The organism is Myxococcus sp. AB056 (assembly GCF_006547365.1).
GTDB classification, from domain to species: domain Bacteria; phylum Myxococcota; class Myxococcia; order Myxococcales; family Myxococcaceae; genus Myxococcus; species Myxococcus virescens.
In genome coordinates, this window is the sequence record NZ_VHLB01000001.1 from 232,832 (window position 1) to 251,446 (window position 18,615).

Genomic DNA, 18,615 nt, shown 5'->3' on the forward strand with positions numbered 1-18,615 from the left:
ACACCGCCGTCCAGCTTCCCACCCGCGCACGGAGGCGCTAAGCCACCCGGCACTTATCGCGACGCGAGAACTGCCAGGAGGAGCCATGACCGAGCGAGAACTGTGGGAGCGGTACCAGCGTTATCTGTGCGTCGTCCCGGCCTTGGACTTCACGCTCGACGTCTCGCGGATGCGCTTCCCGGCGGACTACCTGGAGCGGATGCGCCCCCGCATGGAGGAAGCCTTCGGCGCGATGGAGGCCCTGGAGAAGGGCGCCGTCGCCAACCCGGACGAGAAGCGCAAGGTGGGCCACTACTGGCTGCGCGCGCCGGAGCTGGCGCCCGAGCCCGCGCTCCAGAAGGAAATCACCGACACGGTGGCCGCCATCCACGCCTTCGCGAAGGACGTGCATGAGGGCAGGGTGAAGCCGCAGAAGGCGCAGCGCTTCACGCACGTGCTGATTGTCGGCATTGGTGGCTCGGCGCTGGGGCCGCAGTTGGTGGCGGACGCGCTGGGCACGGCGAAGGACCCGATGCAGGTGTCCTTCTTCGACAACACGGACCCGGACGGCTTCGACCGTGTGCTGGCGCAACTGGGCGAGCGGCTGTCGGAGACGCTCACCCTGGTCATCAGCAAGTCGGGTGGCACCAAGGAGACGCGCAACGGCATGCTGGAGGCCGAGCGCGGCTACTCGGCGCGCGGCCTGGACTTCAGCAAGCACGCCGTGGCCGTCACCGGCGCCGGCAGCGAGCTGGACAACCACGCGAAAAAGCAGGGCTGGCTGCGCACCTTCCCCATGTGGGACTGGGTTGGCGGCCGCACGTCGGTGACGTCCGCGGTGGGCCTGTTGCCCGCGCGACTGCAGGGGCTGGACATCGACGCGCTGTTGAAGGGCGCGCGCGACATGGACGCGGCGACGCGGGAGCGTGATGCGCTGAAGAACCCGGCCGCGCTGCTGGCGCTCATGTGGCACTACGCCGGTGATGGCCGGGGCCACAAGGACATGGTCATCCTGCCGTACAAGGACCGGCTGCTGCTGATGTCGCGCTACCTCCAGCAACTCGTCATGGAGTCGCTGGGCAAGGAGACGGACCTGGATGGCCAGGTGGTGAACCAGGGCATCGCCGTCTACGGCAACAAGGGCTCCACGGACCAGCACGCCTACGTGCAGCAACTGCGCGAGGGTGTGCTCAACTTCTTCGCCACCTTCATCGAGGTGCTGAAGGACCGTGACGGCGGCTCGCAGGAAGTGGAGCCCGGCGTCACCAGCGGTGACTACCTGCTGGGCTTCCTGCTGGGCACGCGGCGCGCGCTCTACGAGAAGGACCGCGAGTCACTCACCCTCACCGTGCCGGACGTGAGCGCGCGCACACTGGGCGCGTTGATTGCCCTGTATGAGAGGGCCGTGGGCTTCTACGCCACGCTGGTGCACATCAACGCGTACCACCAGCCGGGCGTGGAGGCGGGCAAGAAGGCCGCGGGCGTGGTGCTGGAGCTCCAGCGCAAGCTGACGACGCGCCTGCGCGAGGCGCGCGCGGAGGCCCGCACCGCCGAGCAGCTCGCGGCGGACATCGGCATGCCGGACGAGGTGGAGACGGTGTTCAAGGTGCTCCAGCACCTGGCCGCCAACCCGGACCGCGGCGTCACGCGCACCCCGGGGGCCACCCCGACACAGGCGCGCTTCCAGGCGAAGTAGGACCGCTGTCACCGATGCCCGCGGCCGAAGCACCCGGCCGCGGCACCGGTCATCGGAAGCAGCCCCCCTCCCAGGCGATGCGTCCCGGACTTGCGCACAGGACTCAACGCCCCGGCGCCATGACGCCCCCATGAGCGGACAGGCGCAGTAGAACGCCCGCCCATGGACCTGGAGCTCAGAGGAAAGACGGCCCTCATCACCGGCAGCAGCCGGGGCATTGGCCGAGCCATCGCGTCGGTGCTGGCCCGCGAGGGCGTGCGGGTGTGCCTCAGCGCACGCGGCGCGGAGGCCCTGGAGGCCACCGCGGCGCAACTCCGCGCCGAGGGCGCGGACGTGGCCACCGTGATGACGGACGTGGCCACCCAGGCCGGCGCCGTGGAAGCAGTGGAGGCGGCGGTGCGCGCCTTCAGCCGGTTGGACATCCTGGTCAACAACGTGGGCGGCAGCGGCGGCGCGGGCGCCTTCCATTCCGCCACCGCCGAGCAGTGGACATCCGTCCTGGACCGCAACCTCCTGTCCGCCGTGTGGTGCAGCCAGCGCGCCGTGGAGGCCATGCGCCTGCAGGGCGGCGGCTGCATCGTCCACATCAACTCCATCTTTGGCCGCGAGTACGCCACCAGCGCCCCCTACACCACCGCCAAGGCCGGCATCACCGCGCTCACCAAGGAGATGGCAGTGGACCTGGCGCAGTACCGCATCCGCGTCAACGGCGTGGCCCCCGGCTCCATCCTCTTCCCCGGCGGCAGCTGGGACAAACGCCAGAAGGCGGATCCAGAGAAGGTGGCCAGGCTGGTGCGCGACGAGCTGCCCTGGGGCCGCTTCGGCGCCCCCGAGGAAGTGGCCGACGTGGTGGCCTTCCTCTGCTCGGAACGCGCACGCTGGGTCACAGGGGCCACCCTGCCCGTGGATGGGGGCCAGGGCCGTGCCTTCTGAGCGAAAAGCCCCCCGGGCTCCGTGCTATGCAGGGGTCCTCGCATGAGACTCGAAGCGTGCTGAAGCTCTACAAGAAGGAAGGCAACCGGCTCCGCTACTGGGAGGCCTGGGTGCATGACGGCGCACTCACCGTGCACCAAGGCCTCGTGGGCGAGACGGGCGAAGACCATCAACTGCCCCTCCCCCCGGATGAAGACCCGGACATGGTCATCGCCGAGGCCGCCGGCCCCCTGGTGGACCAGGGCTATGACGAGCCCGAACCCACGGCGATGATGACCCTCATCGTCCAGTACGCCGTCGAGGGCAAGGGCACCGGCCACGACGTGGAGAAGCGCGTCGCCGTGGAGGAGCTGCTCACGGACGCGCTCGGCTGGACGGGCAATGGCGAGGTAGAAGGCGGCGAGCTCCAGGCACAGCAGCTCCGCGTCTACTGCCGGGTGATGGACGCCGACGCGGGCGTGCGCACGGCCGTGGAGGCCCTGGACTCCGAGGACCTGCTCGAAGGCGCCACCCTGCTCATCGCCAGGGACGACGAAGAACCGCGGGCCGTCTGGCCCACGCAAGCCTGACGCACCCCTCGCGGGCACCTCCGCGGTGAAGGCGGACTTCTACGGCTGGTGTAGAAGATTCCGCCTTCCGCGCGTTGACAGGACACCCGCCAGGACGCAAAGTGCCGCTCAATTGATATTGATTTGCAAAGTCACACGCAACGTACCGCGCCTTCCGCGCACGCTCCGCTGAGCACCGGAAGACCTCGGGACGGGGCCCTTTGCATCGCGGGTGTCCCCCACGTCGCGGCTTCCGCGGCGGCGGGAGGGCCTTGCTCGAAGCAGCACCCGCGGACGCCTCGGGCGGAAGCGGAACGGGGGGAGTCCGGCAGTTCAGACACCCACATGAGGAGAAGGACCTTGCGCGCCGTTCACCGTGATGACGTTTCCCCCCGACCGTTCCGTGCTCACCGCCTGTCCGTGACGTGGAAGTGGGTGGGCTCTGCCCTGCTGCTCACCATGACGCCCGCCTGGGCGCAGGACGCGGCCACGCCGCCGGACTCCGCGGCCGCCGAGCATCCGGCCGAGCAGGCGGAGACGGCGCTGGAGGACAACATCTTCCAGATGGCCCCCGTGGTGGTGACGGCGACGCGCACCGAGCAGGACGTCACCTCCGCACCTGCCTCCGTCACGGTGGTGACGCAGGAGGACCTGAAGCGGGCGCCCGTGGGTGATTTGACGGACGCCATCCGCCTGGCGCCCGGCATCAGCCTGACGGCCGGCAGCCAGGGCCGCCGTGGCATCAGCATCCGCGGCATGGATTCGAGCTACACGCTCATCCTGGTCGACGGAAAGCGCGTGAACTCGCTGGAGGCGGTGTTCCGTCACAACGACTTCGACATCGGCCTCATCCCCACGGAGGGCATCGAGCGCATCGAGGTCGTCCGCGGCGCCATGTCCTCCCTCTACGGCTCCGAGGCGCTGGGCGGCGTCATCAACATCATCACCAAGCCGATTGCGCCCAAGTGGACGGGCGGCATCGACCTGAAGGCACAGACGCCCACCGTGGGCGCCAACGGCGAGGAGCTCCGCTCCAGCGTCTTCCTCAGCGGTCCGCTCATCGAGGACACGCTCTCCATGAAGGTGACGGGCGGCTTCAACCACCGCCAGGCGTGGAATGGCGCGCGCAACCCGGGCTCGCCCGTGCTCAACGCGGACGGTGCGCCGGTGACGCGTGAAGACGGCAGCGTCGTCAACCACGGCGACCTGGCCACGCTCGAGGGCCGCAATGACCACAACGGCCGGCTGTCGCTGAACTGGACGCCCACCGCGCAGCAGACGATTACCGCCGAGTACGGCCGCGCGTACCAGAACCGCATCGGCGAGTACTACATCGGCGGCTCCTACGGCGACGCGGACGCGGTGGTCCACCGCAACGACGCGGTGCTGGGCCACAAGGGCAAGTGGGACTGGGGCAACTCCGAGGTCCGCGGCTACTGGGAAGGACTGGAGAGCGGCGTCGACGGCCTCACCCAGGACAACATCGTCGCGGAGGCGAACGCCACTGCGTACCTGGGCATCAACACGCTGACGGTGGGCGGCGAGGCGCGCTGGATTGACCTCAAGTCGGACGAGTTCACCAGCGGCGGCGCCAGTGTGCACCAGCAGGCCCTCTACGCGCAGGATGAGCTGGCGCTGATGGACAAGCTGACCCTGCTGCTGGGCGCGCGGCTGGACAACCACGAGAACTTCGGCCTCCACTTCACGCCGCGTGCCTACGCCGTCTACTCGCCCATCACCCACCTCACGCTGAAGGCGGGTGTCGGCACGGGCTTCAAGGCGCCCACGCTGCGTCAGATGAGCACCGAGTCCCTGGTGACGAGCTGCCGAGGCCGCTGCGGCATCATCGGCAACCCGGACCTGGACCCGGAGAAGAGCACCAACTTCGAGGTGTCCGCCAACTGGACCATGACGTCGTGGGCCCTGTCGGCGACCGTCTTCCAGAACAACATCCGCAACCTCATCGACACGCCGCGCGGCACGGGCGTGGAGCCGGTGGGCACCGACCCGGGAACGGGCCTGCCCCTGTACGTGCCCCGCAACGTCAACCGCGCGCGCCTGCGCGGCGTCGAGGCGACGGCGAGCAAGGCCTTCGGCAACGTGGTGCGCCTAAGCGCGAACTACACCTTCCTGGAGAGCCGGGACCTGGAGAACGACGTGCAGCTCGCCTACCGGCCCAAGCACACCCTCAACGGCCAGATTGACCTGACGCCGGTGGACAAGCTGAAGGCCTTCGTGCGCGGCCAGTACATTGGCCCGCAGCTCAGCGGCACCGAGGAAGTGGAGGCCTATGCCCTCTTCGACGCGGGCGCCAGCTACGACATCAGCAAGAACTTCGGCGTCAACGCGGGCGTCCTCAACCTCGCCAACACCCGCACCGAGGACGAGGAAGGCTACGTGTTCCAGGAGCGCGGCCGCACCCTCTACGCGGGTGTGAACGCGCGGTTCTAAAGCGCCGCTTCGTCCCTCGCCACGCATTGCGCGTGGCGAGGGGCGCCCGCGCGACTCACGCCTCCGAGCCGGCGTGAGGCGCAGGCCGGAAGACGCGGAACAGCAACACCAGCGAAGGCACCACCACGGCCGTGCCCACGCCCAGCGCCACCAACAACAAGCGCTGCGCGCCAGGGCTCGCCGCCGCGCCGCGCAGCGTGACGTCCGGCACCACCAGGAACGGGTGCTGCGAGACCGCCCACCCCAGCACGATGAGCCCCGCCTGCACGGCCGCCGCGACGCGGGCCCATCGGAAGCGGCGCGTCCACAAGAGTGCGAAGGACGCCACCGCAGCCACCGCCGTGCCTGCATGCAGCGCCAGGGCGAAGGGCGAGCGCAAGAGTCCCTCCCAGACGCGCGGCGCCCCCTCGCGTGCCAGCAGCAGCACCGCCAGCGCCGCGACGAAGACGGCCACACCCGCGCCCATCGCCCGGCGGCGGAAGTCCTCGCGCAGCGCGGACTCGGGCGCCTCGTGCGTGAGGTACACCGCCGCCAGGAAGGCGAAGAGGCACAGCGCCAGCACGCCCACCGCCCATGAGAAGGGCGTGAGCCACGACGCGAAGAAGCCGCTCACCACCACCCGCCCCTCCACGCGGATGGTGCCGCTCACCACGGCCCCCACGCACATGCCCAGCAGCACTGGCGCGATGACGCTGGCCCCACTGAAGACGAGCCCCCACTGCCGCTGCACCGCATCCCCGCGCGTGTCGTAGGCCCGGAAGGTGAAAGCGGCGCCTCGGAACACGATGCCCAGCAGCAGCAGCGTCAGCGGCACGTGCAGCGCCACGCTCAGCACCGCGAAGGCACGCGGGAAGCCGGCGAACAGCAGCACCAGGCCCACGATGAGCCAGATGTGATTCACCTCCCACACCGGGCCAATGGCGCGGGCGATGAGCGCGCGCTGCTCCGCCTTCCGCGGTCCGGAGGCGAGCAAATCCCAGACACCGCCACCGAAGTCCGCGCCGCCGAAGAGGGCGTAGAGGACGAAGGTCCCCGCCACCGCGAAGCCCAGAATCGCGTCAGTGGACATGGGCCTCACCTCCCGTCAGAGCGCTGTCCCGCGTGGGCAGCGTGCCCGCCACCTGCCGCACCAGCAGGAGCACCACCGTCACCCCCAGGAACAGGTACACGGCGGTGAAGGTCCAGAAGGGCGCGGCCAGGTGTGGCACCGGCGTCACCGCGTCCGCCGTGCGCATGACGCCACGCAGAATCCACGGCTGTCGTCCCCACTCCGTGACGAGCCAGCCCGCCTCCATGGCCACCACACCCAGCGGCCCCGACAACAGCCACGCCCACATCAGCTTCCGCCCGTGAGGCCAGGCCTTCTTCCGCCACCGCCAGCCCAGCGTCACCAGCGCCAGCAGCGCCATGGCGCTCCCGGTGCCCACCATGATTTGGAAGGCCACGTGGACCTTCGCCACGGGCGGCCACTCGTCACGCGGGAAGGCATTCAGGCCCTTCACCTCCGCGTCCGGGTCCGCGAAGGCGAGAATCGACAAGCCCTTGGGGATGTCCACCGCGTAGGGCACCTCGCCCGTCTCCACGTTGGGGAGTCCACCCAGGCGCAGCGGCGCGCCGCGCTCCGTTTCGAACTGGCCCTCCATGGCGGCCAGCTTCACCGGCTGCGCCTTCGCCACGTGCTTGGCGGACAAGTCCCCCACCACGGGCTGGAGCAGCGCGGTGACACACGCCAGCGGCAGCGCCACCGACAGGGCCTTTCGGTGGAAGGCCGCGCCCGGGTAGCGCAGCAACACGAAGGCGTGGATGCCCGCCATGGCGAAGGCGCTCGCCTGGTAGCAGGAGAGCAGCACGTGCGCCGTCTGGTACTGCCAGCCGGGGCTGAACATGGCCACCAGCGGCTGCACGTCCATGGGTCCCGACGCCGACGGCGTGAAGCCCGACGGGTGGTTCATGAACGTGTTGACCAGCGTGACGAAGAAGGCGCTGGCCGCGCCACTCACCGCCACCATGACGCCGGAGAACATGTGCAGCCCTGGCGACACCCGCTCCCGCCCGTACAGATAGATGCCCAGGAAGATGGCCTCGGTGAAGAAGGCGACGCCCTCCAGGCTGAAGGGCAGCCCAATCACCTCGCCGTACTGCCCCATGAACTCCGGCCACAGCAGGCCCAGCTCGAAGGACAGCACCGTGCCACTCACCGCGCCCACCGCGAAGAGGATGGCCGTCCCCTTCGCCAGCTTCTGACTCAGCTTCCGGTAGTCCGCGTCCCCTGTGCGCCGGCCCTTCCAGTCACTGAGCACCATGAGGACGGGAAGCGCCACGCCCGCCGCGGCGAAGATGATGTGGAACGCGAGCGACAAGCCCATTTGGGCCCGCGCATAGAGCAGGTCCGTCATGAGCATCAGAATGGTTTATGTGTTAATTTGTCGCAATTATGTATTCTTATAAACCCCCTGAGCAGAAGCGGGGACGCGGCGCGCGGGAACCAGCGTCACCACCGCGTTTCGTGCCACAGCGGTGGCGAGCGTGCTGGCGAAGATGAGGACGAGCTTTCTTCCCAGCTCCGCGCCCAGCGGGCGCGGCTCCGCGCTGGAGGCCACGCGGTCCGGGTGCTCCCAGGCACGCGTCAGGGCCTTGCGGCGCTTGCGGCGCAGAATCTCGTCGCGGTTGCGCGCGCGATACACCGCGTACCCCACGCCCAGGCCCACCGCCGTCAACAGCGCGGCGCCCACGGCCATCAGCTCGGTGCGGTGCTGCCGCGCGTGGTAGCGCACGTCGAGCGCGCGCTCGCGTCGCCGGTCCAACTCCGCCAGCGTGAGCATCAGCTCGTCGCGGATGCGGTCGGCGGTCTCCTCCACCTGCTTGCGGTCCCCCATGCCCCGGGTGATGCGGTGGTCCTCATGCTGCCGCTCGATTGCCGAGGGCTCGCCTGCGCCGCGGTCGTTGCCATTCATTGCAGCGTCTCCCGCGTGAGCTGGTAGTCCATCTTCAAGCGCTCCTGTGTGTGCGGCAGCGGCTTCCTGGGCACGCGCTTGCGGCCCATGAAGAGCAGGACACCGGCAATCGCCAGCAGCACCGCGCCCACCACCAGCACGCCCAGCGCCTGGGCCATGGGCAGGGCCAACCCCAGCGCGACGAAGAGGACGGCCAGCGCCGTGAGCGCCAGCACCGCGCCCGCCCCCAGGAGGATGCCCGCGGTACGCGCGGCCTTCAGCTCCTCACGCAGCTCCTTCTTGGCGTGCATCACCTCGGCGCGCACCAGCAGGCGCGTCTCCGCCAAGGCATGCCGGATGAGCTCCGCCGTGGAGAGCGTCTCCAATTGACTTCGCTCCAGGCGTTCCGATTCGAGATCCACGACGTGCGCCTCCTGCGATGACTCCGCGGGCCACACGTGCGCTCCCATGCCTGCCTGGCATCCTTGCGGCCCGCTCCTTCGCACAAGGTGGGCAGGACGCTCCCTCCAGTGAAGCCCCGGGGAAATGCACGCCGGCGCCCGCCTGCCTGCCCTGCCCTCGCGCTCAGCGGCGACGGCGGTGCGACAGGGCGGTGGCCAGCGTCTCGCGGACCTGATGGGCGCGGAAGAGGCGGTCCGCCGTATCCACCAGGTTTTCGGAGTACAACACCTGCTTGCGCAGCCGCGCGGGGATGGCGCGCGTCCCCAGGTGGGCGCCCAGCAGCGCGCCCGTCAGCGCCGCGGCCACGTCCGCCTCGCCGCCGCAGCGCAGCGTGAGGGCCACCGCCTCCCGGAAGTCGTGCGGCACCTTGAGGATGGCGAACAGCGACGTCAGCAGCACCGGCACCACGTGCGGCGGCAGCCCGTCCACGCCCTTCAGCTCGCTGGGGGGCACGCCCACCTTGCGCAGCTGCGTCAGCGCGCGCGCGGTGTCCCAGGTGAGCAGGCGCGGCAGGTGGCGCACTTCCTCGGCCAGCCCCTTGTCGTGCACGGCCGCCGCCAGCGCCAGCTCCTCGCAGAAGGCCGCGGGTGTCAGCGGCTCCTCCTCCATGCCCAGCGCCGCGGCTTGCGCGAAAGCGGCGGCCGCCGCCGCGCACACCGGATCCTTGTGCGTGATGATGGTGAGCACGCCCGCGTCATGCGGCAGGCGCGCGCGGTGGCCGCTCTCCAGCAGGCCCACCACCAGCGCGCGGCTGAGCACCGAATGGCAGCGCGTGCCCAGGGATGCGCCCGCGCTCATCCACGGCACACCGCTGGCCAGCCGCTGCAGCGCGTCCGCCAGGCTCTTGGGCGGCTGGAGGATGATGCCCTCCTGCCACAGCCACGCCAGGTGCGCCGCCGCGCTGCGGCCGTCCACCTTGCCCTCGCGGATGACGCTCTCCGCCGCCGCGAGCAGCAGCTGCGTGTCGTCGCTGAACTGGCCCTTGGCGAACTTGCCACGCGGGCGGGGCGCGAAGTCTTCGGCAAGGCCGGGCAGCCGCGTGAGACTCGCCGGTGGAATGCCGCGCAGCGGAAAGCCGAGCGCATCACCGATGGCGAGCCCCACGAACGCCGCATGGAACCTGTCCTGGCGCTCGGCGGGAGTCAGCGGCATGGGGTCGTGGAGATTAACCGACGCTCAGGCCAGAACGGCCGAGAGAAACCCGTGAAACATCCGCGAGCCGGAGCGGGAAGAATCATGCCGGGGCTTGACGAGCGCGATACAGCCGTCCTCGAAATTCCGCCGCTCGGATTCTTCACCGTCCACCCTCCATCCCTGGCGCCTCGTGGATCGCAGCGCGGGGTGGGCTGACTACCGCAACCAACACGCGCGCGGCAAGCATCGGAGGGTGCACGCATCCGCGCACCTGTACACGTGTCCAACTCTCGAAGCTTCGCGCACGGTGGGAATGGCGCACGAGGGACGCGCAGGTGGCACCAGCGCGCGGGTGTCAGCACACGCGCGCCCGCTCCTTCATGCGTCGTCGCGTCCCAGGTTGACGACGGCCTGCAAGCGCGCCATCACCGCCTGCGCGCCCTGATGCAGGTGCGTGCCATCCCAGAGCGCGGGCGTGGTATGTCCTCCATGCTTGCGCCAGTCCGCTTCCGCCTCGTCGAAGGCCACGTTGCGAAAGCGCACGCGGTCCTCCAGCGCATAGTCCACGATGTAGCGCCGGGCCTGCGCGGACGGTGCATCCGCGATGCGATGAAACAGCTCCAGCGTGCCGGACATCATGACTCGGAGGTGGGGAGGAAGTAGTCCTGCAGGTTCGGGCTCGAGCGGCGGAGCAGGTCCGCCAGCGTGTACCGGTCCAGCACCGCGAGGAACGCCTCGCGCGCTTCGTCCAGGACGCTCTTGAGCCCACAAGCGGGAGCGATGGGACAGGCGTTTCGCTCCCGGTCGAAGCACTCCACCAGGTGGAAGTCCGGCTCCGCGGCGCGCAGCACGCGCCCCACCTGGATGTCCGCTGGCGCGCGCGCCAGCACCACGCCGCCGGAGCGGCCCGCTCGCGCGTCCACCACCCCCTGCCCCGCCAGCGTCTGCACCACGCGCACCAAGTGGTGCTTGGAGATGCCGTACGCATCCGCCATCTCCTGCGTGGAGACGGGCCGCCCGGTGCGCGTGGCCAGGTAGAGCAGCACCCGCAGCGAGTAGTCGGCATGGAGGGTGAGGTGCACGTCAGCGGGCTCCGGCGTCGGAAGTACGCTGCCCCGATGGAACGCTCGGCAAGAAGGCATCCGTGTGGAGGTCTTTCAGCGAGAGCCCGGCCAGGAACAGCTTCTTTCGAAGGGATAGCACCAATGGCCCGTCTCCGCAGAGCCATGCGCGCCAGCCCAGCGGCTTCGGGCATTCGGCGCGGATGAGCACATCGAGCGCGCCTTCGGCCACGTCCCGGCTGCCGCCTTCCAGCACACCCGGACGATAGAGAAACTGAGGATGCTGCTCCGCCAGCGCCCGCAGCTCGGAGGTGAGGTAGAGCCCCTCGGGCGTCCGAGCGCCATGGAAGAGCCAGATGGGCCCCGAGTGGCCCGCGGCCAGCGCGTCGCGAACGATGCCGTACAGCGGCGCCAGCCCCGTGCCCGTGCCCGCCAGCAACAAGGGCTGCTCCGGCCGGCCGGGCACATAGAAGCAACTTCCCGCCGGGCCCTGCACCTGGAGCCTGTCTCCCGGCTGTGCGTCCTGCGCCAACCAGCCACTCATCGCCCCGCCCGGCTGGAGCCGCACATGCAACTCCAAGCCATCTTCATGAGGCAGGCTGGCCAGCGAATAACTGCGAGCCAGCCCGTCCTCGCGCACCAGGGAGATGTACTGCCCCGCGTGGTACGCCAGCGGGCTGTCCGTCACCAGCCGCACACGAAGGACGCTGGTGGACAGCAACGACAGCGCCTGGATGCGCGCGGGGATGCGCAGCGCCTCCGCGCCGGTGACTTCCAGCTGCGTGCCCTCCGGAGGCCGGCAGGCACAGGCGAGGAAGTAGCCCTGTGCCCGGAGCGTGTCCTTCAGCCCCACCTGCGCGGCCTCCGGAACCGTCCCCGCCACGGCCCGCATCAGGCAGGACTGGCAGGCCCCCGCGCGGCACGCATTCGGAATGGAGACGCCCTGGCGCAGCAGCGCATCCAGCACACTCTCTCCAGACTCCAGCGGGTACCAGTCGGACTCATGCTTTACCTTGGCCATGGCGTGCTCCTCGGGTCAGCGTCCCAGGACGTCCGCGCGGGCGCTCTCCGCGATGGTCATCACCCTCGCCACCAGCGGCGCGGCCACGCCCAGCTCCTCCAGCGTCGCCTTCAGGTGGCCCGCCACCGCGTCGAAGTGCGAGTCGTTCAGCCCACGCTTCACCAGAGGCGCGTGGCCCGCGCGCATGTCCTTGCCCGAGTAGTGGACCGGCCCACCCGTCACCATCGTCAGGAACGCCTTCTGCTTCGCGGCCTGGCGCTCCATGTCCACGTCCTCGAAGAAGTGGCTGATGTGATCGTCCGCCAGCACCTTCCGGTAGAAGACCTCCACCGCCGCCGCCATCGCCGGCTCTCCGCCCAGCTGCTCGTAGACACTCTTCTCCGCCGTAACGCTCATGGTGCCGCTCCTCTCGCCCGGCATGGGCCTTAAGATGCATTCTAGATGCACCTTAAAATCCGCACCGTCACGTCAAATGAAAGCAGCACTGTCAGTGGAGCTACTGCGAGCGAGGACAGCCGCTGACAGGAGGCCGCCGCGCCCGCGCGAAGGCTCGGGGGCGAACGCAGCCAGGCCCCTGGGGGCATCGTGAAGCGAGGTGCGGACCGGGAGGCCTGTTCCGGAGGCGCCACCCCAGAGGGGCACCGTCACGCAAACAGAAGCGGACACCGGCTCCACTCGAGGGGAGCGCGGGTGTCACGCCAGGGACGCCAGGAGCGCGGGACGCTCCTGGGCGGTGAAACGGGGGAGAAGCCTACGCGCGCGCGGTGTTGGCGGCGCCGATACGGGCGGCCTCACGGCGCACCGTGGCCTGCTCCAGCTCGAAGCGCGCGTCCTCGGAGGACATGCCCTTCATGCGCTCCTGCGCCTCGGCCATGCGGCGACGGGCGCCTTCCACGTCGATGCCCGTGACGGGCTCGGCCGCGTCGGCGAGCACCAGCACCTTGTCGTTGCCCACTTCCACGAAGCCGCCCGCGACGAAGTAGGACTCGCGCCGGCCACTCTCGATCAGCGTCAGCGCGCCCGGCTCCATCAGCGACAGGAACGGGGTGTGCCCCGGCCGCACGCCGAACAGGCCCCGGCCGCCAGGAACAATCGCCTCGTCGGCCTGCACCGACAGGATGCGCTTCTCGGGGGTGACAATCTCCACAGTCAGCTTGGCCATGAGGCTCCTCGCACAACCGAATCAGAACGTGAGCTGGCGGGTGGTTCCACCCACCGGCTCCAACTCCACCACCCCGGCGTCCGTCAGCCGGGGCCCCTTGCCGGGGATGCCGAGCGTGCCCTCCAGCCACTTGAAGTGGTGGGTGAGCTGGCGCACCTCGGAGAGCTGCCGCGTGTTGAGCCACTCGGTCAGCCGCTTCTCCTGGAGCCGCTGGCCATCCCGCCCGTACTGCGCCGCCACCACCACGCGCGCCCAGGCGGGAGGCCCCTTGGGCTTCTTCGCCTTCGACTTCTTCGACCGCGGCTCCGCCACGGCCTTGCCCTTCTCCACCAGCGGCCACACCACCCAGACGCGCTCGCCGTCGTTGGAGACGAAGTAGAGGTCGTCCACCGTGCCCAGACACTCCTTCAGCGTCCAGACGGGGCCGCTCTCCTGCGTCACCTCCAACCGGCACTGGTCCTGCGCCGCTTCCACCATGCGGACGCTGTAGAGCCCGTTGGCGCTCACCCGAGCCCGTCCCCTGCGCTCCTCCGCCAGGGCGGAGGAGGGAGCCAGGAACATCAGGACCAGGGCGAGCGCTGCACGGCGCATGGGGACCTCTGCGGGAGGAGAAGCGCCCAGCTTAGCTCGCCGCGAGCTTCCGCGCGTTCTCGACCACCTCTTCGATGCCGCCCGTCATGTAGAAGGCGCCCTCGGGGATGTCGTCGTGCTTGCCCTCGGCGATCTCCTTGAAGCCCTGGATGGTGTCCTGGAGCTTCACGTAGCGGCCGTCCTTGCCCGTGAAGACCTTGGCCACGAAGAAGGGCTGCGACAGGAAGCGCTGAATCTTGCGGGCGCGGGCCACCACCAGCTTGTCATCCTCGGAGAGCTCGTCCATGCCGAGGATGGCGATGATGTCCTGCAGCTCCTTGTACCGCTGGAGGATGCCCTGGACCTTGCGGGCCACGCCGTAGTGCTCCGCGCCGATGACGGCCGGGTCCAGGATGCGGCTGGTGGAGTCCAGCGGGTCCACAGCGGGGAAGATGGCGAGCTCGGCGATGGAGCGGTTGAGCACCGTCGTCGCGTCGAGGTGGGCGAAGGCCGTCGCGGGCGCCGGGTCCGTGAGGTCGTCGGCGGGGACGTAGATGGCCTGCACGGAGGTGATGGAACCCTTCGTGGTGGAGGTGATGCGCTCCTGCAGACCGCCCATCTCCGTGGCCAGCGTGGGCTGGTAACCCACGGCGCTGGGGATGCGGCCCAGGAGGGCGGACACCTCGGAACCGGCCTGGGTGAAGCGGAAGATGTTGTCCACGAAGAGGAGCACGTCGCGGCCTTCCACGTCGCGGAAGTACTCGGCCATGGTCAGCGCGGACAGGGCCACGCGGGCGCGGGCGCCGGGCGGCTCGTTCATCTGGCCGTACACCAGCACGGCCTGGCTGGCCTCCAGGTTGTCCGTCTGGATGACCTTCGTGTCCTGCATCTCGTGGTAGAGGTCGTTGCCCTCGCGGGTGCGCTCACCGACGCCGGCGAACACGGAGAAGCCACCGCGCTCCACGGCCACGTTGCGGATGAGCTCCTGCAGGAGCACCGTCTTGCCCACGCCAGCGCCGCCGAAGAGGCCGATCTTGCCACCGCGGGTGTACGGAGCGAGCAGGTCGATGACCTTGATGCCCGTCTCGAACATCTGCACGCGCACGTCCTGCTCCGTGAAGGGCGGGGGCGGGCGGTGGATGGACCAGTACTCCTGCGCCTTCACGGGGCCCATCTCGTCCACCGGCTCGCCGGTGACGTTCAGGATGCGGCCCAGGGTGGCCTTGCCCACCGGCACCTGGATGGGGGCGCCCGTGTTCGTGACGGCCATGCCGCGGCCCAGGCCCTCCGTGGAGTCCATGGCGATGGTGCGGACGGTGTTCTCGCCCAGGTGCTGCGCCACCTCGAGGGTGAGGTTGTCGGCGTCGGCGCTCAGGTTCGCGTTGGTGACCTTGAGGGCCGTGTAGACCTCGGGGAGACCGCCGGGCGGGAACTCGACGTCGACCACGGGGCCGAGGACCTGGATGATTCTGCCTGCCGTCGGAACTTGAGCGCTCATGGAATCGTCTGCCTCGCACGGGGAGCGGACGGGCGCCGCCACCCTTGAAATTTCGGCCCGGCTGTGAGGGCGGGCCCCCTTTACCGGGGCCCCCCCCGGGGGTCAAGCCTCCCGGGCAACTGACTGGTAAGTCCGGCTTAGCGGAACCACATGCCGGGCGCCACCCTCTTACTTCCCATCCGGTTGGTAGACCAGGGGCAGCCCGCTGTTCGGGCTACCGACCAGGACGACCTTGGCGTTCTGGCTCTGAACCTGCTCGCGTTTCGAGGAGGAGGAGGGCTCCTCCGGCGCGTAGCGGCCGAACACCCCGCGGATCTCCGGGCGGACCGCGAGGCGAGCAGGATGCCGGCGTACTCGACCCGGTCTGGGGATGCAGTTCGAAGCGCGTCGCGGGGGCCTTCAACGCGAAGGGCCCACCTCGATAGACGAGGCGGGCCCAGGAGACGGGGTCGCGGCTGCGCGAATGCCCTACTTCAGGGCCTCGGCGCCGGAGACGATCTCCATCAGCTCCTTGGTGATGACCGCCTGACGCGTGCGGTTGTAGGTGAGCGTCAGGCTGCCAATCATGTCGGTCGCGTTGGAGGTGGCGTTCTCCATGGCGCTCATGCGGGCGCCGTGCTCACTGGCCACGCTCTCCAGCAGGGCGCGGTAGAGCTTGATGTTGACGGCCTGGGGCACCAGGCGGTCCAGCACGGACTGACGGTCCGGCTCGTACTTGAAGTCCACCAGCGCGGTGGAGCCCGCCGTCGGGGCCTGGTCCGGCGTCCCCAGCGTCTGCAGCGGCAGCAACTGAGCGACCTTCACCGTCTGGGAGATGGCGGTGACGAACTCGTTGTAGACGATGTGGACCGCGTCCACCTCGCCATTGAGGTAGCTGGCCACCAGCTCCTCGGCCACGTCCGCGGCGGCGCGGTAGTTCAGGCGCTGGTACAGGCCGCCGAAGTCCTTGCGGATGTTCTGGCCGCGGTTGCGGAAGAAGTCGTTGCCCTTCCGGCCCACGGTGGAGAGGCGGATGCTCTCCAGGTTCGTGTTCTCGTAGAGGAACCGGTTGGCGCGGCGGATGACGTTGGAGTTGAAGCCGCCGGCGAGGCCACGGTCCGACGTGAGGAGCACCAGCTCCACGCGCTTCACCGGGCGAGCCGTGAGCAGCGGGTGGCTGAGGCTCGCATCCCCGGCGCGAGCGGCCAGGTCCGCGATGATTTGATCCAGCATCGTCGCGTAGGGACGCGCCGCCAGGATGCCGTCCTGCGCCTTGCGGAGCTTCGCGGCGGAAACCATCTTCATCGCCTTGGTGATCTGACGCGTGTTCTTCACCGAGCGGATGCGCTTGCGAATGTCGCGAAGGGACGCCATGGACCGGGGAGCTCCTGTGGGGCGTTCGACCCGCTTTAACCTGAAGGAAGGCGGGGCAGGGTAAGACGGGGCCCCCTATATAGGCGGGGCGGGAGCCGGTCAACGGATGCCTGCCGCCGCCGGGCAGACGATCGCACGCCCCATCGCACACGGCAGGCGGCCAAGCCCCCTTGACAGCCCCTCCCCGCGGTAGGACACGGGCTTACCTTGCGGGAATGGTGGCTCAGACGTCATCCGGTCCGCTGCTCATCGTCGAAGACGACGTGGACATCTGTGAGGCCCTTCAGACCTACCTGGAGCTGCACGGCCACGCGGTGCGCGTGGCGCGCAACGGCCGGGAGGCCCTGGAGAAATTGGCCCAGCCTCCCCGCCCCGCCCTCATGGTGCTGGACATGGCCCTGCCTGTCATGGACGGACACCGGGTGCTGACCACCCGCAAGGCGAGTGAAGCGCTGGCCCAGGTGCCCGTCATCATCCTGTCCGCGGGCACGGCGGAGATGAATCCGAGGGACCGGGCCGTCTATGCGTCTTCGTACAACGTGGCGGCATTCTTGAAGAAACCCGTGGAGCCCCGGCAATTGCTGGAGGCCATCGAGCGATTCGCCCCAAAGCCGGCGGGCTCCCAGGCAGGCACGTTCCCCTGAGACAGGGATGTCGCTCTGGGCTTTCCGGGGGAGAGCGCCCGGAACACAATGGCCCCTCAACCGGTGTTCTCGGGGTCCATGAAGCCAGGCGGTACGAGATGGGTGTGGTTGCGGAGAGGCCTCGCGGTGCTGGCCGCGGGGGGGCTGGGGCTGCTCGCTCTCTCCCACTTCGTCCGCCTCAGCTACCAGGACCGCATCGTCCCCCTGGAACAGGCGCCCCAGGCTCCCGTGGCGTTGGTGTTCGGCGCGGGTCTGGCGCGGGGCGCGGTGCCCTCCCCTGTGCTTGCCCAGCGGCTGGATGCGGCCGTCGCGCTGTGGCAGCAGGGCAAGGTGCAGGCGGTGCTCGTCAGTGGAGACCAGACGAAGCCCTTCCACCACGAGACGCGCGCCATGCGGCGCTACCTGGTGCAGCACGGCGTGCCCGAAAGCGCGGTCCTGGGCGACGAGGCGGGGCTGTCCACCTATGACAGCTGCCTGCGGGCCGCCACGGTGTTCGGCGCGAAGCGGGCGGTGCTCGTCACCCAGCGCTTCCACCTGACGCGGGCGCTGTTCATCGCCAACTCGGTGGGCATCGACGCGTGGGGCGTGGCCGCGGACGAGGGACGGTCGACGCCGTGGCGCTACCAGGTGCGCGAGACGCTGTCGCGCGTGCTGGCCCTGGCCATGGTGATGCTGGAGGTGGAGCCCGCCTACCCCTCTGGCCGCACCGTGCTCCCGGAGCGCTGAGGCACGGGCAGGCATGGCAGGCAGGCGGGCGGCGAGAATTGCCGGAGCCCCCGCGGGTTCTCATTCTTGAGACGAAGGCAGCCGACCCACCGCGCTATCCGAGGAGAGGCCATGCGATTCAAGAAGCTGGGGTCAGACGATGTGGGCGAGTCCACCTCTCGGCGTCACATGAACCCGGACACCGGTGAGGATGAAATCAACATCTCCGACCAGGACCTGGCGGCGACCCCACCGATGGAGGAGGAGCCGGACTTCCGCGACATCCTCCCGGATGAGATTCATGAGTTCCGCCGGGGTGATGAGGAGGAAGAGCCGCTGGAGTTGACGGCACAGCCGGGCTACCGCATCCGCCCCATCGACTTCGACAAGCTGCCGCAGGGATAGACGTACGGTGAGGCGACGCCGGGGCAAGGCGCGGGAGCGCGCCTTGCCTCCGAGCCCGTG

Annotated in this window: 21 protein-coding genes; 7 read left to right on the forward strand and 14 right to left on the reverse strand. The window is 69.5% G+C overall.

Annotated elements, in window-relative coordinates:
* Positions 1-85 precede the first annotated feature (85 nt).
* The 4 genes from FMP39_RS01055 to FMP39_RS01070 all read left to right on the forward strand — a co-directional run bounded on the left by FMP39_RS01055 (position 86) and on the right by FMP39_RS01070 (position 5,607).
* Complete coding sequence (locus FMP39_RS01055; RefSeq protein WP_141588170.1) at positions 86-1,675, forward strand: glucose-6-phosphate isomerase; 1,590 nt, start codon at positions 86-88, stop codon at positions 1,673-1,675.
* A gap of 162 nt (positions 1,676-1,837) precedes the next feature.
* Positions 1,838-2,608: an SDR family NAD(P)-dependent oxidoreductase gene (locus FMP39_RS01060; RefSeq protein WP_141588171.1), complete on the forward strand. Its 771-nt coding sequence runs from the start codon at positions 1,838-1,840 to the stop codon at positions 2,606-2,608.
* Positions 2,609-2,634: 26 nt separating this feature from the next.
* Entirely contained in the window at positions 2,635-3,177 is a 543-nt protein-coding gene (locus FMP39_RS01065; RefSeq protein ID WP_141588172.1) for a hypothetical protein, read from the forward strand.
* A gap of 399 nt (positions 3,178-3,576) precedes the next feature.
* A complete protein-coding gene (locus tag FMP39_RS01070; protein ID WP_305036057.1) occupies positions 3,577-5,607 on the forward strand; it encodes a TonB-dependent receptor in 2,031 nt (676 codons plus the stop codon).
* Between the two features lie 55 nt (positions 5,608-5,662).
* Here FMP39_RS01070 and FMP39_RS01075 read toward each other — a convergent pair whose 3' ends face one another.
* The 14 genes from FMP39_RS01075 to atpG form a co-directional block, all read right to left on the reverse strand.
* Positions 5,663-6,676 (reverse strand): cytochrome d ubiquinol oxidase subunit II, encoded by a 1,014-nt coding sequence (locus tag FMP39_RS01075; RefSeq protein WP_194858180.1) that lies wholly within the window; start codon positions 6,674-6,676, stop codon positions 5,663-5,665.
* A complete protein-coding gene (locus FMP39_RS01080; RefSeq protein WP_305036058.1) occupies positions 6,666-8,003 on the reverse strand; it encodes a cytochrome ubiquinol oxidase subunit I in 1,338 nt (445 codons plus the stop codon). Before FMP39_RS01080 ends, FMP39_RS01075 begins: the two co-directional genes overlap by 11 nt.
* 36 nt (positions 8,004-8,039) lie before the next feature.
* A complete protein-coding gene (locus FMP39_RS01085) occupies positions 8,040-8,561 on the reverse strand; it encodes a hypothetical protein (RefSeq protein WP_141588176.1) in 522 nt (173 codons plus the stop codon).
* Positions 8,558-8,962: a phage holin family protein gene (locus tag FMP39_RS01090; protein ID WP_141588177.1), complete on the reverse strand. Its 405-nt coding sequence runs from the start codon at positions 8,960-8,962 to the stop codon at positions 8,558-8,560. The genes FMP39_RS01085 and FMP39_RS01090 overlap by 4 nt, the downstream gene beginning before the upstream one ends.
* Before the next feature lie 163 nt (positions 8,963-9,125).
* Positions 9,126-10,154, reverse strand: coding sequence for an ADP-ribosylglycohydrolase family protein (locus tag FMP39_RS01095; RefSeq protein ID WP_090487588.1), 1,029 nt, complete (start codon positions 10,152-10,154; stop codon positions 9,126-9,128).
* A 360-nt stretch (positions 10,155-10,514) separates the two neighbouring features.
* Positions 10,515-10,775, reverse strand: coding sequence for a hypothetical protein (locus tag FMP39_RS01100; protein ID WP_011556837.1), 261 nt, complete (start codon positions 10,773-10,775; stop codon positions 10,515-10,517).
* The gene (locus FMP39_RS01105; RefSeq protein WP_141588178.1) at positions 10,772-11,218 is read right to left on the reverse strand and encodes an Rrf2 family transcriptional regulator; all 447 of its coding nucleotides are present in this window, start codon (positions 11,216-11,218) and stop codon (positions 10,772-10,774) included. The genes FMP39_RS01100 and FMP39_RS01105 overlap by 4 nt, the downstream gene beginning before the upstream one ends.
* Before the next feature lies 1 nt (position 11,219).
* Entirely contained in the window at positions 11,220-12,218 is a 999-nt protein-coding gene (locus FMP39_RS01110) for a 2Fe-2S iron-sulfur cluster-binding protein (RefSeq protein ID WP_141588179.1), read from the reverse strand.
* Between the two features lie 15 nt (positions 12,219-12,233).
* Positions 12,234-12,614, reverse strand: coding sequence for a group 1 truncated hemoglobin (locus FMP39_RS01115; protein WP_011556840.1), 381 nt, complete (start codon positions 12,612-12,614; stop codon positions 12,234-12,236).
* A gap of 355 nt (positions 12,615-12,969) precedes the next feature.
* Entirely contained in the window at positions 12,970-13,380 is a 411-nt protein-coding gene (locus FMP39_RS01120; protein WP_011556841.1) for a F0F1 ATP synthase subunit epsilon, read from the reverse strand.
* 21 nt (positions 13,381-13,401) lie between these two features.
* Entirely contained in the window at positions 13,402-13,971 is a 570-nt protein-coding gene (locus FMP39_RS01125; protein WP_141588180.1) for a hypothetical protein, read from the reverse strand.
* A 31-nt stretch (positions 13,972-14,002) separates the two neighbouring features.
* Positions 14,003-15,448, reverse strand: a complete 1,446-nt coding sequence (atpD, locus tag FMP39_RS01130) for a F0F1 ATP synthase subunit beta (RefSeq protein WP_141588181.1) — start codon at positions 15,446-15,448, stop codon at positions 14,003-14,005.
* A gap of 168 nt (positions 15,449-15,616) precedes the next feature.
* Positions 15,617-15,754 carry a hypothetical protein gene (locus FMP39_RS01135; RefSeq protein ID WP_153904227.1) on the reverse strand — a complete coding sequence of 46 codons (138 nt, stop codon included), beginning with the start codon at positions 15,752-15,754 and terminating at the stop codon, positions 15,617-15,619.
* A gap of 162 nt (positions 15,755-15,916) precedes the next feature.
* Entirely contained in the window at positions 15,917-16,801 is an 885-nt protein-coding gene (gene atpG / locus FMP39_RS01140) for an ATP synthase F1 subunit gamma (RefSeq protein ID WP_141588182.1), read from the reverse strand.
* A gap of 215 nt (positions 16,802-17,016) precedes the next feature.
* Between atpG and FMP39_RS01145 the strand changes: the two genes are divergently transcribed.
* From FMP39_RS01145 to FMP39_RS01155, 3 genes are all read left to right on the forward strand, one after another.
* The gene (locus FMP39_RS01145; RefSeq protein WP_194858181.1) at positions 17,017-17,445 is read left to right on the forward strand and encodes a response regulator; all 429 of its coding nucleotides are present in this window, start codon (positions 17,017-17,019) and stop codon (positions 17,443-17,445) included.
* A gap of 48 nt (positions 17,446-17,493) precedes the next feature.
* Complete coding sequence (locus tag FMP39_RS01150) at positions 17,494-18,171, forward strand: vancomycin high temperature exclusion protein (protein ID WP_141588184.1); 678 nt, start codon at positions 17,494-17,496, stop codon at positions 18,169-18,171.
* Between the two features lie 111 nt (positions 18,172-18,282).
* A complete protein-coding gene (locus tag FMP39_RS01155; protein ID WP_090487560.1) occupies positions 18,283-18,555 on the forward strand; it encodes a hypothetical protein in 273 nt (90 codons plus the stop codon).
* Positions 18,556-18,615: the final 60 nt, after the last annotated feature.

Excerpts from the sequence above, each read along its gene's own strand:
- FMP39_RS01055 (WP_141588170.1), top strand. The coding sequence starts at position 86 with ATGACCGAGCGAGAACTGTGGGAGCGGTACCAGCGTTATCTGTGCGTC.
- FMP39_RS01060 (WP_141588171.1), top strand. The coding sequence starts at position 1,838 with ATGGACCTGGAGCTCAGAGGAAAGACGGCCCTCATCACCGGCAGCAGC.
- FMP39_RS01065 (WP_141588172.1), top strand. The coding sequence starts at position 2,635 with ATGCAGGGGTCCTCGCATGAGACTCGAAGCGTGCTGAAGCTCTACAAG.
- FMP39_RS01075 (WP_194858180.1), bottom strand. The coding sequence starts at position 6,676 with ATGTCCACTGACGCGATTCTGGGCTTCGCGGTGGCGGGGACCTTCGTC.
- FMP39_RS01080 (WP_305036058.1), bottom strand. The coding sequence starts at position 8,003 with ATGACGGACCTGCTCTATGCGCGGGCCCAAATGGGCTTGTCGCTCGCG.
- FMP39_RS01085 (WP_141588176.1), bottom strand. The coding sequence starts at position 8,561 with ATGAATGGCAACGACCGCGGCGCAGGCGAGCCCTCGGCAATCGAGCGG.
- FMP39_RS01095 (WP_090487588.1), bottom strand. The coding sequence starts at position 10,154 with ATGCCGCTGACTCCCGCCGAGCGCCAGGACAGGTTCCATGCGGCGTTC.
- FMP39_RS01100 (WP_011556837.1), bottom strand. The coding sequence starts at position 10,775 with ATGATGTCCGGCACGCTGGAGCTGTTTCATCGCATCGCGGATGCACCG.
- FMP39_RS01110 (WP_141588179.1), bottom strand. The coding sequence starts at position 12,218 with ATGGCCAAGGTAAAGCATGAGTCCGACTGGTACCCGCTGGAGTCTGGA.
- FMP39_RS01115 (WP_011556840.1), bottom strand. The coding sequence starts at position 12,614 with ATGAGCGTTACGGCGGAGAAGAGTGTCTACGAGCAGCTGGGCGGAGAG.
- FMP39_RS01120 (WP_011556841.1), bottom strand. The coding sequence starts at position 13,380 with ATGGCCAAGCTGACTGTGGAGATTGTCACCCCCGAGAAGCGCATCCTG.
- FMP39_RS01125 (WP_141588180.1), bottom strand. The coding sequence starts at position 13,971 with ATGCGCCGTGCAGCGCTCGCCCTGGTCCTGATGTTCCTGGCTCCCTCC.
- atpD (WP_141588181.1), bottom strand. The coding sequence starts at position 15,448 with ATGAGCGCTCAAGTTCCGACGGCAGGCAGAATCATCCAGGTCCTCGGC.
- atpG (WP_141588182.1), bottom strand. The coding sequence starts at position 16,801 with ATGGCGTCCCTTCGCGACATTCGCAAGCGCATCCGCTCGGTGAAGAAC.
- FMP39_RS01145 (WP_194858181.1), top strand. The coding sequence starts at position 17,017 with ATGGTGGCTCAGACGTCATCCGGTCCGCTGCTCATCGTCGAAGACGAC.
- FMP39_RS01150 (WP_141588184.1), top strand. The coding sequence starts at position 17,494 with ATGGCCCCTCAACCGGTGTTCTCGGGGTCCATGAAGCCAGGCGGTACG.
- FMP39_RS01155 (WP_090487560.1), top strand. The coding sequence starts at position 18,283 with ATGCGATTCAAGAAGCTGGGGTCAGACGATGTGGGCGAGTCCACCTCT.